This window comes from Pseudomonas sp. SCB32 (genome assembly GCF_009189165.1).
Lineage (GTDB): Bacteria > Pseudomonadota > Gammaproteobacteria > Pseudomonadales > Pseudomonadaceae > Pseudomonas.
Genome location: NZ_CP045118.1, coordinates 2,696,958 through 2,710,696 on the forward strand (window position 1 = coordinate 2,696,958; position 13,739 = coordinate 2,710,696).

The 13,739-nt window shown below is 64.7% G+C and carries 14 protein-coding genes and 1 pseudogene; 2 read left to right on the forward strand and 13 right to left on the reverse strand.

All coding sequences use genetic code 11. The features are described from left to right. Window positions 1–26 precede the first annotated feature (26 nt). The 7 genes from GA645_RS12635 to GA645_RS12665 form a co-directional block, all read right to left on the reverse strand. Complete coding sequence (locus tag GA645_RS12635) at window positions 27–248, reverse strand: formate dehydrogenase subunit delta (protein WP_152223235.1); 222 nt, start codon at window positions 246–248, stop codon at window positions 27–29. Next, window positions 245–3,133 (reverse strand): formate dehydrogenase subunit alpha, encoded by a 2,889-nt coding sequence (fdhF, locus tag GA645_RS12640; RefSeq protein WP_152223237.1) that lies wholly within the window; start codon window positions 3,131–3,133, stop codon window positions 245–247. The genes GA645_RS12635 and fdhF overlap by 4 nt, the downstream gene beginning before the upstream one ends. Further along, complete coding sequence (locus GA645_RS12645) at window positions 3,130–4,701, reverse strand: NADH-ubiquinone oxidoreductase-F iron-sulfur binding region domain-containing protein (protein WP_152223239.1); 1,572 nt, start codon at window positions 4,699–4,701, stop codon at window positions 3,130–3,132. The genes fdhF and GA645_RS12645 overlap by 4 nt, the downstream gene beginning before the upstream one ends. Next, window positions 4,695–5,177: a formate dehydrogenase subunit gamma gene (locus GA645_RS12650; protein WP_152223241.1), complete on the reverse strand. Its 483-nt coding sequence runs from the start codon at window positions 5,175–5,177 to the stop codon at window positions 4,695–4,697. Before GA645_RS12650 ends, GA645_RS12645 begins: the two co-directional genes overlap by 7 nt. A 380-nt stretch (window positions 5,178–5,557) precedes the next feature. Then, a complete protein-coding gene (gene gfa, locus GA645_RS12655; protein ID WP_152223243.1) occupies window positions 5,558–6,136 on the reverse strand; it encodes an S-(hydroxymethyl)glutathione synthase in 579 nt (192 codons plus the stop codon). 373 nt (window positions 6,137–6,509) lie between these two features. Next, complete coding sequence (locus GA645_RS12660) at window positions 6,510–6,965, reverse strand: glycine zipper 2TM domain-containing protein (protein WP_152223245.1); 456 nt, start codon at window positions 6,963–6,965, stop codon at window positions 6,510–6,512. 547 nt (window positions 6,966–7,512) lie between these two features. Further along, complete coding sequence (locus GA645_RS12665) at window positions 7,513–8,304, reverse strand: SDR family oxidoreductase (protein ID WP_152223247.1); 792 nt, start codon at window positions 8,302–8,304, stop codon at window positions 7,513–7,515. Window positions 8,305–8,416: 112 nt separating this feature from the next. Here GA645_RS12665 and GA645_RS12670 point away from each other — a divergent pair, with 112 nt between their 5' ends. Then, the gene (locus tag GA645_RS12670) at window positions 8,417–9,358 is read left to right on the forward strand and encodes a GlxA family transcriptional regulator (RefSeq protein ID WP_152223249.1); all 942 of its coding nucleotides are present in this window, start codon (window positions 8,417–8,419) and stop codon (window positions 9,356–9,358) included. Window positions 9,359–9,436: 78 nt separating this feature from the next. Here GA645_RS12670 and GA645_RS12675 read toward each other — a convergent pair whose 3' ends face one another. Genes GA645_RS12675 through GA645_RS12685 form a run of 3 tightly spaced genes read right to left on the reverse strand, consistent with a single transcriptional unit; the run spans window position 9,437 to window position 11,113 of the window. Beyond that, a complete protein-coding gene (locus GA645_RS12675) occupies window positions 9,437–9,874 on the reverse strand; it encodes a thioesterase family protein (RefSeq protein ID WP_152223251.1) in 438 nt (145 codons plus the stop codon). Next, complete coding sequence (locus GA645_RS12680) at window positions 9,871–10,629, reverse strand: class I SAM-dependent methyltransferase (protein WP_152223253.1); 759 nt, start codon at window positions 10,627–10,629, stop codon at window positions 9,871–9,873. Before GA645_RS12680 ends, GA645_RS12675 begins: the two co-directional genes overlap by 4 nt. Next, on the reverse strand, window positions 10,622–11,113 hold the full coding sequence (locus GA645_RS12685) for a MarR family winged helix-turn-helix transcriptional regulator (protein ID WP_152223254.1): 492 nt from the start codon (window positions 11,111–11,113) through the stop codon (window positions 10,622–10,624). The genes GA645_RS12680 and GA645_RS12685 overlap by 8 nt, the downstream gene beginning before the upstream one ends. 910 nt (window positions 11,114–12,023) lie before the next feature. Between GA645_RS12685 and GA645_RS29025 the strand changes: the two are divergent. Beyond that, window positions 12,024–12,166: pseudogene (locus tag GA645_RS29025) on the forward strand (DSD1 family PLP-dependent enzyme); the annotation flags it as partial. Here GA645_RS29025 and GA645_RS12695 read toward each other — a convergent pair. The 3 genes from GA645_RS12695 to GA645_RS12705 all read right to left on the reverse strand — a co-directional run bounded on the left by GA645_RS12695 (window position 12,117) and on the right by GA645_RS12705 (window position 13,694). Next, window positions 12,117–12,314 carry a hypothetical protein gene (locus tag GA645_RS12695; RefSeq protein WP_152223256.1) on the reverse strand — a complete coding sequence of 66 codons (198 nt, stop codon included), beginning with the start codon at window positions 12,312–12,314 and terminating at the stop codon, window positions 12,117–12,119. The pseudogene GA645_RS29025 and the gene GA645_RS12695 sit on opposite strands and share 50 nt — an antisense overlap. A gap of 57 nt (window positions 12,315–12,371) precedes the next feature. After that, on the reverse strand, window positions 12,372–12,761 hold the full coding sequence (locus GA645_RS12700) for an MAPEG family protein (RefSeq protein WP_218572355.1): 390 nt from the start codon (window positions 12,759–12,761) through the stop codon (window positions 12,372–12,374). A 219-nt stretch (window positions 12,762–12,980) separates the two neighbouring features. Next, window positions 12,981–13,694 carry a type 1 glutamine amidotransferase domain-containing protein gene (locus GA645_RS12705; protein ID WP_152223260.1) on the reverse strand — a complete coding sequence of 238 codons (714 nt, stop codon included), beginning with the start codon at window positions 13,692–13,694 and terminating at the stop codon, window positions 12,981–12,983. Window positions 13,695–13,739 lie beyond the last annotated feature (45 nt).

The following is a 13,739-nucleotide window of genomic DNA, read 5'->3' on the forward strand; positions in this document are numbered from 1 at the left end:
CCAGGGCGGCGGCGCGGCCCAGCGCGCTACGCGTTCGCGGTCGCCTCCGTCAACGCGGCCCGCACCAGCAGGTTCAGGTCGCCGTCCGGGTGTTGCTCATGCCAGGCCTTCAGGTCGCGGCGCATGGCCGGGGTCCAGAAGCTCTGCAGGTGCTGCTGCACGCCGCGCACGGCCTGCTGGCGGTCGGGCTCGCTGGCGAAGTACTGGCCGATCTGGTTGGCCATCTTGATCAGGTTGTCGGTGTTCATCGGCGGGCCTCGGCTCTTTCCGCGTGGCGGCGTTCCTGCAGCAGGCGACGCTGTTCGTCACTGAAGTTCTGGTAGCGCTTCTGCCACTCGGAGGGTTCGTAGACACGCACCACTTCCACCGCCGTGACCTTGTACTCCGGGCAGTTGGTGGCCCAGTCGGAGTTGTCGGTGGTGATCACGTTGGCGCCCGATTCCGGGAAGTGGAAGGTCGTGTAGACCACCCCCGGCGCGACGCGCTCGCTGACCTTGGCGCGCAGCACCGTCTGCCCGGCGCGGCTGCCCACACCGACCCAATCGCCTTCGTTGATGCCCCGGCTCTCGGCGTCGCTGGGGTGGATCTCCAGCCGGTCTTCCTCGTGCCAGGCAACGTTGTCGGTGCGCCGGGTCTGGGCGCCGACGTTGTACTGGCTGAGGATGCGCCCGGTGGTCAGCAGCAGCGGGTAGCGGGCGTTGACCTTCTCGTCGGTAGGCACGTAGCCGGTGAGCATGAAGCGTCCCTTGCCGCGCACGAACTCTTCGATGTGCATGGTCGGGGTGCCGTCGGGCGCCGCATCGTTGCACGGCCACTGCAGGCTGCCGTGGCGGTCCAGTTCGGCGTAGCTGACGCGGGTGAAGGTCGGCGTCAGGCGGGCGATCTCGTCCATGATCTGCGACGGGTGGGTGTAGTTCATCGGGTAGCCCAGGGCGTTGGCCAGGGCCACGGTGCCTTCCCAGTCGGCCTTGCCGCCCAGGGGTTCCATCACCTTGCGCACGCGGGAGATGCGGCGTTCGGCGTTGGTGAAGGTGCCGTCCTTTTCGAGGAAGGAGCTGCCCGGCAGGAACACGTGGGCGAACTTGGCCGTCTCGTTGAGGAAGATGTCCTGCACCACCACGCACTCCATGGCCGACAGCGCGGCGGTGACGTGCTGGGTGTTGGGGTCGCTCTGGGCGATGTCCTCGCCCTGGCAGTAGAGGGCCTTGAAGGTGCCACCCAGCGCCGCCTCGAACATGTTGGGGATGCGCAGGCCCGGATCGGGCTGCAGGGTCACGCCCCAGGCCTGCTCGAACTGCGCGCGCACGGCCTGGTTGGAGACGTGGCGGTAGCCCGGCAGTTCATGGGGGAAGGAGCCCATGTCGCAGGAGCCCTGGACGTTGTTCTGGCCGCGCAGCGGGTTCACGCCGACACCTTCGCGGCCGACGTTGCCGGTGGCCATGGCGAGGTTGGCGATGCCCATCACTGCGGTGCTGCCCTGGCTGTGTTCGGTGACGCCCAGGCCGTAGTAGATGGCCGCGTTGCCGCCGGTGGCGTAGAGGCGGGCGGCGGCGCGGATTTCCTCGGCGGGTACGCCGCAGACCGGGCCGAGCACTTCCGGCGCGTTCTCAGGCAGGCTGACGAAATCACGCCAGCGGATGAAGTCGCTCGCCTCGCAGCGCGCATCGACGAAGTCCTGCTTGACCAGGCCTTCGCTGACGATGACGTGGGCCAGGGCGTTGAGCATGGCCACGTTGGTGCCGGGGCGCAGTTGCAGGTGCAGCTCGGCGCGCGCGTGGGGCGAGTCCACCAGGTCGATGCGGCGCGGGTCGATGACGATCAGTTGCGCGCCTTCACGCAGGCGGCGCTTGAGCTGGGAGCCGAACACCGGGTGGGCGTCGGTGGGGTTGGCGCCCATCACCAGCACCACGTCGGCCTGCATCACCGAGTCGAAGCTCTGGGTGCCGGCGGACTCGCCCAGGGTCTGCTTGAGGCCGTAGCCGGTGGGCGAGTGGCAGACGCGTGCGCAGGTGTCGACGTTGTTGTTGCCGAACGCCGCGCGCACCAGCTTCTGCACCAGATAGGTCTCTTCGTTGGTGCAGCGGCTGGAGGTGATGCCGCCGATGGAATCGCGCCCGTATTTCATCTGGATGCGGCGGAATTCGCTGGCCGCGTAGGTGACCGCTTCGTCCCAGCTGACCTCCTGCCACGGGTCGCTGATGTGCTTGCGGATCATCGGCTTGGTGATGCGGTCCGGGTGGGTGGCGTAGCCCCAGGCGAAGCGGCCCTTGACGCAGGAATGGCCGTGGTTGGCCTGGCCGTTCTTGTCCGGGACCATGCGCACCAGCTGGTTGCCCTTCATCTCGGCGCGGAAGGAGCAGCCCACGCCGCAGTAAGCACAGGTGGTGATGACGCTGCGCTCCGGCTGGCCGATCTCGACCACGCTCTTTTCCATCAGTGTGGCGGTGGGGCAGGCCTGCACGCAGGCGCCGCAGGAGACGCACTCGGAGTCGAGGAAGTTCTCGCCGCCGGCGGCCGCCACGCGGGACTCGAAGCCGCGCCCCGCGATGGTCAGGGCGAAGGTGCCCTGGGTTTCCTCGCAGGCGCGCACGCAGCGGTTGCAGACGATGCACTTGCTCGGGTCGTAGTCGAAGTACGGGTTGGAGACGTCCTTCGCATCGCCCAGGTGGTTGGCGCCCTCGTAGCCATAGCGCACTTCGCGCAGGCCGACCTGGCCGGCCACCGTCTGCAGTTCGCAGTTGCCGTTGGCCGAACAGGTCAGGCAGTCCAGCGGGTGGTCGGAGATGTACAGCTCCATGACGTTGCGGCGCAGTCCCGCCAGTTTCGGCGTCTGGGTGCGCACCACCATGCCTTCGGTCACCGGCGTGGTGCAGGAGGCCGGGTAGCCGCGCATGCCGTCGATTTCCACCAGGCACATGCGGCAGGAGCCGAAGGCTTCCAGGCTGTCGGTGGCGCAGAGCTTGGGAATGGTGGTGCCCAGCAGCGCCGCGGCGCGCATCACCGAGGTGCCGGCGGGCACGCTGATTTCGCGGCCATCGATGCTCAGGCTGACCTGTACGTCGCTCTCGCGGGCGGGGGTGCCGAGGTCGAGTTCGCTGGAGCTGGAATTGGCGGGATCGAAGTAGTTGATCATTGGTCGGCCTCCTGGGGCGCCAGACCAAAGTCGGCGGGGAAGTGCTTGAGGGCGCTGGTCACGGGGAAGGCGGTCATGCCGCCAAGCGCGCAGAGCGAGCCGTAGGTCAGGGTGTCGCAGAGGTCCTTGAGCAGGATCACCTGCTCGTCCCGCGCTCCGGCGTCAGTCGCTGCCAGGATGCGGTCGACGACCTCCACGCCACGGGTGGAGCCGATGCGGCACGGTGTGCACTTGCCGCAGGATTCCTCGGCGCAGAATTGCAGGGCGAAGCGCGCCATGCGGGCCATGTCGAGGCTGTCGTCAGCCACTACCACGCCGCCGTGGCCAAGCATCGCGCCCATGGCGGCGAAGGCCTCGTAGTCCAGCGGGGTGTCGAATTGCGACGGTGGTACCCAGGCGCCCAGCGGGCCGCCCACCTGTGCGGCCTTCAGTGGCCGGCCGGTGGCGGTGCCGCCGCCGTAGCCTTCTACCAGTTCGCGCAGGGTCAGACCGAAGGCGCGCTCGACCAGCCCGCCGTGGCGGATATTGCCGGCTAGCTGGAAGGGCATGGTGCCCAGCGAGCGGCCCATGCCGAAGTCGCGGTAGAACTGCGCGCCCTTGGCCATGATGATTGGCACCGAGGTCAGGGTGAGCACGTTGTGCACCAGCGTCGGCAGTCCGAACAGGCCTTGCAGCGCCGGCAACGGCGGCTTGGCGCGGACCACGCCGCGCTTGCCTTCCAGGGAGTCCAGCAGGGCGGTTTCCTCGCCGCAGATATAGGCGCCGGCGCCCATCCGCACTTCCAGCTCGAAGGTGCGGCCGCTGCCGCACACGTCTTCACCCAGGAAGCTGGCATCGCGGGCGATCTGGATGGCCTGGTTGAGGGCGGTGATGGAATCCGGGTACTCGGAGCGCACATAGATGTAGCCCATGGTCGCGCCGACGGCGAGGCCGGCGATGGCCATGCCTTCGATCAGCAGGAAGGGGTCGCCTTCCATCAGCATGCGGTCGGCGAAGGTGCCGGAGTCGCCTTCGTCGGCGTTGCACACCACGTATTTCTGCGCGGCCTTGGCGTCACGCACGGTGCGCCACTTGATGCCGGCGGGGAAGGCCGCGCCGCCACGGCCGCGCAGGCCGGAGTCGAGCACTGCGGCGACCACCTCGGCGCCGTCCATGCCGATGGCGCGGGTCAGGCCCTCGAAGCCGCCGTGGGCGCGGTAGTCGTCCAGCGACAGCGGCCGGGTGATACCGGCACGGGCGAACAGCAGGCGCTGCTGGGTCTTCAGATAGGGAATCTCTTCCACCGGCCCGAGGGCCAGCGGATGGCTGGCGGAGTCGCCGGTCGAGTCGCAAGAGAGTGCATCGAGCAGGGCCGGGACCTGGCCCACTGTGAGCGGGCCGAAGCCCAGGCGGCCATTGGCGCCTTCCAGCTCGACCAGCGGCTCCAGCCAGTAAAGGCCACGGGAGCTGGTGCGTTGCACGTCCATCGGCATTTGGCGGCGCTCGGCCTCGGCGGCCAGCGCAGCGGCGATTTCATCGGCACCCACCGAGCGGGCGACCGAATCGCAGGAAACGAACAGCTTCAGCATGCTCCATCCTCCAGGCAGCCGTTCACCAGCTCGCGCAGGCGTTCGGGGGTGAGGCGCGCATGCACGCGGCCGTCCAGCTCCAGGGCCGGCGAGCAGGCGCAGGCGCCCAGGCAATAGACCGGGCGCAGGGCAATCTGGCCGTCGGCGCTGGTGCCGTGGTCATCCAGCGCAAGCTGTTCACGCAGCTGCGCGGCCAGGCCTTCGGCTCCCATGCTCTGGCACGACTCGGCCCGGCACAGGCGCAGGGTATGCCGCGCTGGCGCAGACGTACGGAAGTCGTGGTAGAAGCTGATCACCCCGCGTACCTCGGCGACGCTGAGGTTGAGGGCGTGAGCGATTTCGGGAACGGCGACATCGGGGATGTACCCGATGCCGTCCTGGATGGTGTGGAGGATTGGCAGCAAGGCGCCGGGAGTCGCCTTCTGGCGTTCCAGCACGTCGTGAATCAGGGGCAGGTGGAGCGAGTCATCAGACATTCAGCGAACCTCGACATCGCGAACGCATCTGCCGTCCCCCGGCAGCGGTTCGGAACTCTTCGGCTGCGGCGTGCCGGCCACGTCACGGGAGCGTGGCTCTTCGGAGCGCCATTCTTGTTATCCGGCCAGGCATCTGGGCGCACCTGGTCCTTAACAGTATGGAAGCTTGCCATTGCGCCCACTTCAGAATTGCACTCGAGCGACGCTTCACGTCCTGAAACCGACAGAGGGGCGTGCGGGCGGGTGAGATGGGCTCGCCGCTTGGCGCGTTGATCGTCCATTACGAGGGGAGAGGGTGTGATGTCCTGCCAACCGCCGGAGCGGGCGTGATGCTTCACGCGCTCCTGGAGGCACTCCTGCTTCCGCGGTTGGCGGGCCGGTCAGGCGTCGCGGTAGGTGCCTTTCTGCTTGGCCGCGTGGCTGGCCAGCGCATCCATCAGGGGCGGCGACAGGCAGTCATAGGGCTCCAGATGCAGCTCACGCAGGCGCTTGCGGATCGCCTGCATCTGCGAGGGTGGGGTGCCGCTCTCGATCAGCGAGGAGACGAAGGCGGCGAAGCCCGGCGCCGACCAGCCCTCCTGCGGGGAGAGTTCGGTATGCACGAAGTCCAAACCGTAGAAGGCATGCCCCTTGTTCTCGATGCGGCCGAACAGGTGCACGCCACACTGGCGGCAGGCGTGCCGCTGGATGACGGCGTTCTCGTCGACGATCTGCAGCTTCTCGGGGTGCGCCACCACGCTGACCTTGTCTCGCGGCACCACGGCTATCACGGCGAAGGTCGCCCCGGCGGGCTTCCAGCACTTGGTGCAGCCACAGGCATGGTTGTGCAGCGTCTGGGCGCCGACCGCGACTTCCACCTTGTCGGTTGCGCATAGACATTGCAGCGTGCCGCCGGCAAAGCCGGGCTTCTCCGGGCGGATGCCGTTGTCCACCGATGGATGAATGTGAATCGCGCTCATGTGATTGATCCTCCTCGCGTTCGGTCCGACAGGGAGGACGCAGCGCCATGCCGCGTCGGGAACCCTGTCCGTCGAAATGGATGACGGCGCGACTGAATGGGTCGATGTGCATCAGCTCGAAGGCCTTGTCGATGCCTTCGAGGCGCAGGTGGGGGAGAGGCGAGAGCGATCCTGTCGTTCTTCGTGTCGTCCACCGTGCCGGGAAGCTGGGTGCGCCGCCGACGGCCGAACCCTTCCCCCTACGGCCGTGGACTCATGGGAAGGGACGAGGGCGATCTTCGTACCGGTGTCGACGATAACGATCGACCGCCCTCAATCACGATAGGCGAGTTTTAAGCTGATGATGCCCCGCTTCCTGAGGCATCTGCGGCACTCAGCCCTGCGGCACCACGCGCGCGTCACTGCCGGTGCCTTCGATGTAGACCAGCATGCCCTGGTTCAGGCTTGCATTGACTGGTTGGGTCACGGACACCAGCACGCCGCTCTTCATGCGGACGATGATCTGCTGGGCTTCCTTGGGCTGGTCGTAGCGTTTCTTCTCCGCATAGTTGCCGGCCAGGGCTCCGCCCAGGACGCCTGCAACCATGGCGACGTCGCGCCCGGTGCCTTGGCCGATCAGGCTTCCCAGCGCAGCACCGCCCACCCCGCCAAGGACCGCGCCGATGCCGCTGTCATGGTTGGTCTGCATCTGCGTCATGGTGATCTGTTCGATGCGTCCTGTTCGAATTTCCATTTCGCCGGGCCCTCCATTGCCCGGGCCGACAGTTGCGCAAGCGGTCAGGGAGGCTGCGACGAAGAGAGCGGTGATCCACGAAGTTACGGCTTTCATCAATAGGTTCCTCAACAAGGGCTGTTGCACGGGCGATCACTCTTTGCAGAGTGTCGTGTGCGGGTTCCATGCCATCCGGATGCTTTTTCCTTGCAGATCCGGATACCTGCTCCGCGATAGTCCGGGCAGGTCGTTGGGGCGTAGCGATGCAAAGTTTGCATGACTAGTCCAATAGAGTGACGCGCGCTCTATTTCTTGCCGGAACATTCGAAAGCCGCGTTATCGGGATTCGGTTCATGGCGGGAAAGGGCGGGTTCGTTATTTCGCGCAACTTCGGATGATCGGATTCAGGACTCTCATGCGGACCTCAAGGTGCTCGATGGGGATTCACCAAATGCTCTGCGGTAGTCCATCGAGAAGTTGCCGAGGCAGATGGTTGAAGTCGCCCGGGTCATTAGCCATGAGCCGCTGCATCTGTCATCACTCCTCATCGATTCGTAGGCCGAACGATCTTGGTGCGGATGCCAAAGCGTCGAATCATCCGACACGGGGCCCTACCACCAGCAGCCCCGTGCTCCCTGCTGATTCAGGGACGCGCGCTTGGTGCTCAGCCCGTATAACGGGTCGCTGGCACACTCGACGACAGGTTCGGCAGCAGCTTCTGCCGTGCGGCTTCATAGGCATCCAGATCGGCGATGTCCGGCAGGGCCGGGATGGTGACGAACTCGCCCAGGTCGAGCCCGGCGAGGGCCGCATCCACCATGTCTTCAGCGTTCATGACGATCGCACTGGGCAACTGCTCGACAGGTTTGCCTGAGGCTGCCCAGAAATCGGTGGCCGTAGCGCCGGGAAGAACCACCTGGACCCGCACGTTGTGGTCCTTGAGTTCGCTGTGCAGCGACTGGCTGAAGGCGAGTACGAAGGCTTTCGAGGCGCCGTAGACGCCGTTCAGCACTTCCGGGGCGATGGCCACGATCGAGGCGATATTGATCAGCGCACCGCCGCCGCGTGCGACGAAGCCCGGAATGGCCGCGTAGGTCAGGCGGGTCACGGCGTTCACGTTGAGCGCGATCAGGTCGTCCAGTTTGTCGATGTTCGATTCGAGCAGGGGGCGGGTGGCGCCGATGCCGGCGTTGTTGACCAGCAACGTGATGCTGGCATCAGTCCGCAGGATGTCCTCGACGCGCGCCAGGTCGGCCTTGGCGCCCAGGTCGGCGACCACGACCTCGATGGACCGTCCCGTTTCGTCGGTCAGGCGCTTCGCCAGGGCATTGAGCAGCGCCTCGTTGCGAGCGACCAGGATCAGGTCGTAACCGCGTCGGCTGAGCCTGTCGGCATAGATCGCGCCGATGCCGGAAGATGCGCCGGTAATGAGTGCAGTACCAAGTTTCGTCGTCATGGCTGTCTCCAGAGGGAGGGGTGGTTGTGCTCCCTGTCTGGAAAACATCCTATTGCTTGTTGGGGTGTCTCAAATGACATATAAGACACCTTTTAGGACATGGTGAATCCCCATGCATAGCATCGGCTTCGTCATCTTTCCCGGCTTCCAGATCATGGGGCTCACGGCCATCACCGCGTTCGAGCTCGCCAACCTGACCCTCGGCAAGCCTGTCTATGAAGTCACGCTGCTGTCGGAAGAGGGCGGGCTGGTGCCTTCGTCGGCGGGCTTCCGTATTGAAACCCAGGCCTTCGGCAAACGGACCTTCGATACCGTGATGTTCGGCTCCGGCACCGCCATCGCGCCGGTCACTGCCGGGCTTGCCAACTTCGTGCGGCAATCGATGGAGTCCGCGCGAAGAGTCGCCGCGCCTTGCGTCGGAGCCTTCGTGCTGGCCGAAAGCGGGGTGCTCGATGGCCGGCGGGCAACGACGCACTGGCTATTCGCGAAGGAACTGCAGGACCGATTCCCCGGCGTGAAAGTCGAGGCCGACAGGATCTACATCATCGACGGCCCGGTGTGGACCTCGGCGGGTATGACCGCCAGCATCGATCTGGCGCTGGCGATGATCGAGAAGGACCACGGTCTCGAGACGGCTCGCACCGTCGCCCGCAAACTGGTGGTGTACCACCGTCGCGCGGGCGGTCAGTCGCAGTTCTCGGTACTGCTGGACCTCGAGCCGAAATCCGATCGCATCCAGCAGGCACTGGACTACGCCCGGCGCAACCTGAGGAATACCCTGAGCGTGGAAGAGCTGGCAGAAGTCTCCCACCTGAGCCCCCGCCAATTCAGCCGCGCATTCAGTGCGGAAACCGGCCAGTCGCCGGCCAAGGCGGTAGAGCACCTGCGGGTCGAAGCGGCACGCATGCTGCTTGAGGGCAGCGGACACCCAATCGAAGTCATTGCCAGAGAGACGGGGTTCGTTGATCGCGAACGGATGAGGCGTGCGTTCCTGCGCACCATTGGGCAGACGCCTCAAGCGGTTCGGCGAAGTGGGACGCCAAGCGCCCAGTGAGAGCCTGGCAATGGTTTTCGCCTGGTTCGCTTCGGGTCGCAATCGACGCCGAAGCGTAGGGGTGAGAACCGCGGAGCCTTAGCCGCCCAGCTGGCCCGTCATTTCCACAAGGCGCTGGAGGAATCGCGGAAGGTCTATGATCGCCCGCCGGTGGGTGCCTGCGCCGATAACGCCCTTTTCATCCTGGCACTCCACCTGGAACACCAGCGACCTGCCCTCCAGGGCGGTGAGCTTGACTGTTGCCACTACCCTCATTCCAACCGGTGTAGCGGCAACGTGGCTCACATCCTCGTGGGTGCCTACCGTGCGTTGTTCGGGCGACAGGTAGGACCGAAGCCCCTCGATGCAGGTCTGCTCGATGAATCCGATCATCATCGCGGTGGCAAGGACGGGCGGCATGTCGCTGAAGCCTGGCCAATCGGGCTCCACTTGCGGAACCGTGTGGCGGTCAGCCACGACCAGCGTTTCGTTATGGATCAACCCGATGGCAAGCGGTAAAGGCTGGAGAGGGTTCATAGACGTCCGACTCTCATGTTGATGGGCCAGCTGACCGGGTGCCGCGTGGCGGGGTCTCCCCAGCATTTGGCCATGTCGGCGGCGAACTGGTGCAGCAGGTCTTCGCGGCCGGCCTCCCTGGCGCTGCGCACTGCCGACCAGGTCGAAACGTAGCCGAGGAACTCCTCGAGATTCCATTCCAGCTGAATGGAGATCTCCGGGGCTTGCAGCTCGGGAAAGGGGAGGTCTATGGTCGCGTAGCCGCTGTCCACCAGCTTGCGTTCAGCGGGCCAGTAGGGGCCGATCTCCTGCCCGTAGAACTGCTCGAAGCGAGCGCCCAGCATGCCTTCCAGGTGCAGCACGCCGTAACTGATCAACGCAAGAATCGCATTGGGTTCCGCCACCCGCCGCACTTCGGTGTAGAACCGGGGCAGATCGAACCAATGCGCGGCCTGGGCGGCGGTGATCAGGCTGGCGCTGCGGCCGAGCAGGGGAAGGTCCTCCGCCTGGGCACAGCCGTAGTTGATGTTCTCCTGCGGCACCGTGTGGGCGATCTGATCCATGCTGGGATCGAACCCGACTACCGCATCGAAGTGTTCGGCCAGCTGCCGGGTCAGTTGGCCGCTGCCGCAGCCGACGTCGACCGCGAGCAGCCGGTCGGGAGCGATCGAGGCCAGGTAGGCGGTGAGTTCCGCCGGGTATTCCGGGCGGAAGCGCGCATAGGCCAGACCGCCCTGGTCGAACCAGTTTCTCAGTTCGAGGTGTGGGCTATTCATGACATGAGCCTCCCGTTTCCAGACGTTGCTTGACGCTGTTCAGACGCTCCGAGAAGTCCTGTTTTTCGAGTGCTCTCGCGGTGTCTTCCAGAACGCGGCGCAACGGGTAGCCGATCTCGCTTTCCAGGTGCTCGATGGCTTCGAAGGTCGCAGCCCAGTGGGCATTGAGTTTGTTCACCAGCTTCTTTCCGGCCGGTGTCAGCTGAAGAACGCTCTTGCGGCCATCGTCGGCGCGCTGCCTGGAAATCACCCCGTCAGACTCCATGTGGCCGACGGTCTGGCTGATGGCGCCCTGGGTCAGATGGGTGCGCGCCGTGATTTCGGTGACCGTCTGCGCACCCGAGCGGATGGCGCGCAGCACCGGCGTATAGCGCGCACGGACGTTCAGCCCCGTCTGCTGGTAATGCTCTTCGGCACCAAGCTCCACCAGCTCTGACACGTAACGCAGCAGCTCGCCCAGTCCAGGCTCGTTCTTTCTGTTCATGGCAGCCCTCTCCAGCAATGGCTCGAAATTACATTAGCGCTAATGTAATTTGCAAGCCGGATCTCCTGGGCAATGGGGTGCCGCTGAGGGGAGGGTGGCAAGCCAGCGAATGGCTGGCTAATCCGGTTAGCTACTCGGGCCAGACAGCAGACAAATACGGGATTGAGCGCCTGTTTCTGGCCGGAAGCTGCCCTCGGTGAGCGGCTGCTTACTCCTGTGGATTCAACCCGAAGCGGCCTCTCGCGAATGCCACGGATCTGCCCTTCGACGCGGGGATGCGCTCGTCCGCAAGGGCCTGATCGCTCAGCTCTGCTGATGCCTGCAGAACCACCACATAGTCACAACGGCCGAATCCAGCTCGAACACGCTCCATTATCGACGGGGAGCAGCGCCTTTTGCCCTCAGCAGAGTAACGGCGGCAAGCACCCAACTCAGCACAACATGAGGGGCGATCATGAATACTCGAGAAGGGTCATGGTCGGTCGCAAAGAGACGGGTAAACAGGAGCCCGGAAAAAATACTCAATATCGAACAGGTCCAGATAAGCGAGCTGCGCCTTGTCGCTCTACTCACTGAGATATACATCAGCGCCGCTGGGCCCAGCACCACAATAACAAGCCCGAACACAAAACCACTGCTGGGGCCCGAGTGCATATCTACGTAGATGAATGAAGCCAAATTCACCAAGACGCAAGCTGCCGCAACAATGGCATTAGAACGCTCCATATTCTCCCCGCTTTTGGCCGAGACTCCGTTTCTCAAATAGCTAAGTTCCAAAGACGGCAAACGCAAGCGGCACCTCTGCGATCTGGCTCGTAGCCCCCTGAACCAAACCTGCCGATACCCCATCACCACGCCATCAGCTACGGCTCTGTCTGCACCGCATCAAGGTTGCAAGCGTGGTCTGCCCCCTGACCTGACGCTGAATACCGCGGGCAGCCCGAGCTACCGGATGCACGAGTGCGAACGCACCAGCAGCGAGTGTCGGTAGAGTCTGCACTGCTCAAGCCAACTCACTACGACCTGCCTTCGCTGGTGGAGCACCAGCCGGCAGGGCGCCTTCACCATGGTTGTCGAGCGTGCCGCTCAGGGTGAGGTCGAGTGCACCCTCTTTGCTGGAGCAGGCAAAAAGGGGCAAATAGGTGACAGATTCATTTTCCGTACTATAAGCGTCTGCTTCAGCCAATAGCTGCCATTGCATTCCTGTCCGCCGCCTACGTCTTGCCACGCAATGCGCCCGTATCGAACGCAATGCCAGTCAGGTCACGGTCTTCGCCTGGAGAGACAGCACGACGACTACCCATATGCCGAGCGTGGCGAGGAAGTTGATCGTGAATACCAGTCCGCGCAATCGCACATTCGTGGTGAGTATCTGCACGCCGCTGTGGGCCAAGCGTCCGAGAATGAAAATCCAGGCAAGCCAGACGGCGGCGTTGGCTGCGAGTTGGCTCTGGATCAGTAACAGGCAGGCGGCATAGAAGAATAGCGGCCACTCGAACTGATTGGAGAGATTGGCACTGATGCGCGGTTCTACGGCCGCCCATGGATTGCTGCCATCCGGACGTTTGCCGATCCCCCAGACTTTCGGCGCGCGCGCGACGGTCAGCAGTACGTAGAGAAAGGCGGTCAGCGCAATATGCGCTGACATGGGAGCTATGAGCGGGTGCACGTCAGGTTGCCCTCATTTCGCGATGCTGTTGATCGGCAGGTCGCCCAGGGCCCTGAATGAGGGTTTTGCAAGTGAGTTCCGGATTGCGACACACCATCCCTGCAGTTCCCTTGGCGCGTGGTGTTCAGGCTGGGTTGAGGCTAGCGCCGCCGCAGGCTGGTAGCAATCCCGGCCGTAGCTCCAGACGTGGGCGAGCGCTCAGGAGGCTTGCCGGGACCGATCCCGGACGCAGAGCAATGCCGCGACCTGCACGGCGGTCGCTTTGGCCGATTGCGGGTTCTGCCCGGTGACCAGGCGGCCATCGACCACCACCTTGGGAACGAAGGGCAGCAGGGCCTTCTCGTAGCGCGCGCAACGCCGATTCATTTCCTCTTCGGCGTTGTAGGGCATCTTGCCCGATACGCCGGCCAGCACTTCTTCCCGCCATGAGAAGCCGGTCACCCGGCGTCCTTTCACCAGCAGCGTTCCGTCGCTCAATCGGGTGTTCAGCAGGCCGCAATAGCCGTGGCAGACCGAGGCGACGATGCCGCCGCGCTCGTAGATCGCGCGGGTGATGCGCTGCAGGGGCTCGCAATCCGGGAAGTCCCACATGACCGCGTGGCCGCCGGTGAAATAGATCGCTGCAAAATCGGCAGGATCGATGTCAGCGGGGCTGGCCGTGTTCGCAAGCAGCGCCATCCGGCTCGGATCGGCCAGCCAGGCCTTGGCGGTGGCATCCGCATTCGGCCATTTGAGCGAGCGCGGTTCGAGCGGAGAGGCCCCGCCCAGCGGACTCACGATGTGCTGCTCGAAGCCGTTCTCGGCGAAGACCTGATAGGCATGGGTCAGCTCCGACAGCCACAGGCCGGTGGGCTGCGATGGATCGGTGTAGTGGGCGACATTGCTGACGACGTGGAGGATTCGTGTGCTCATGGGGCGCTCGTCTTTCCGGTGCCGGAGTGCTTCAGGTAGCGCGCC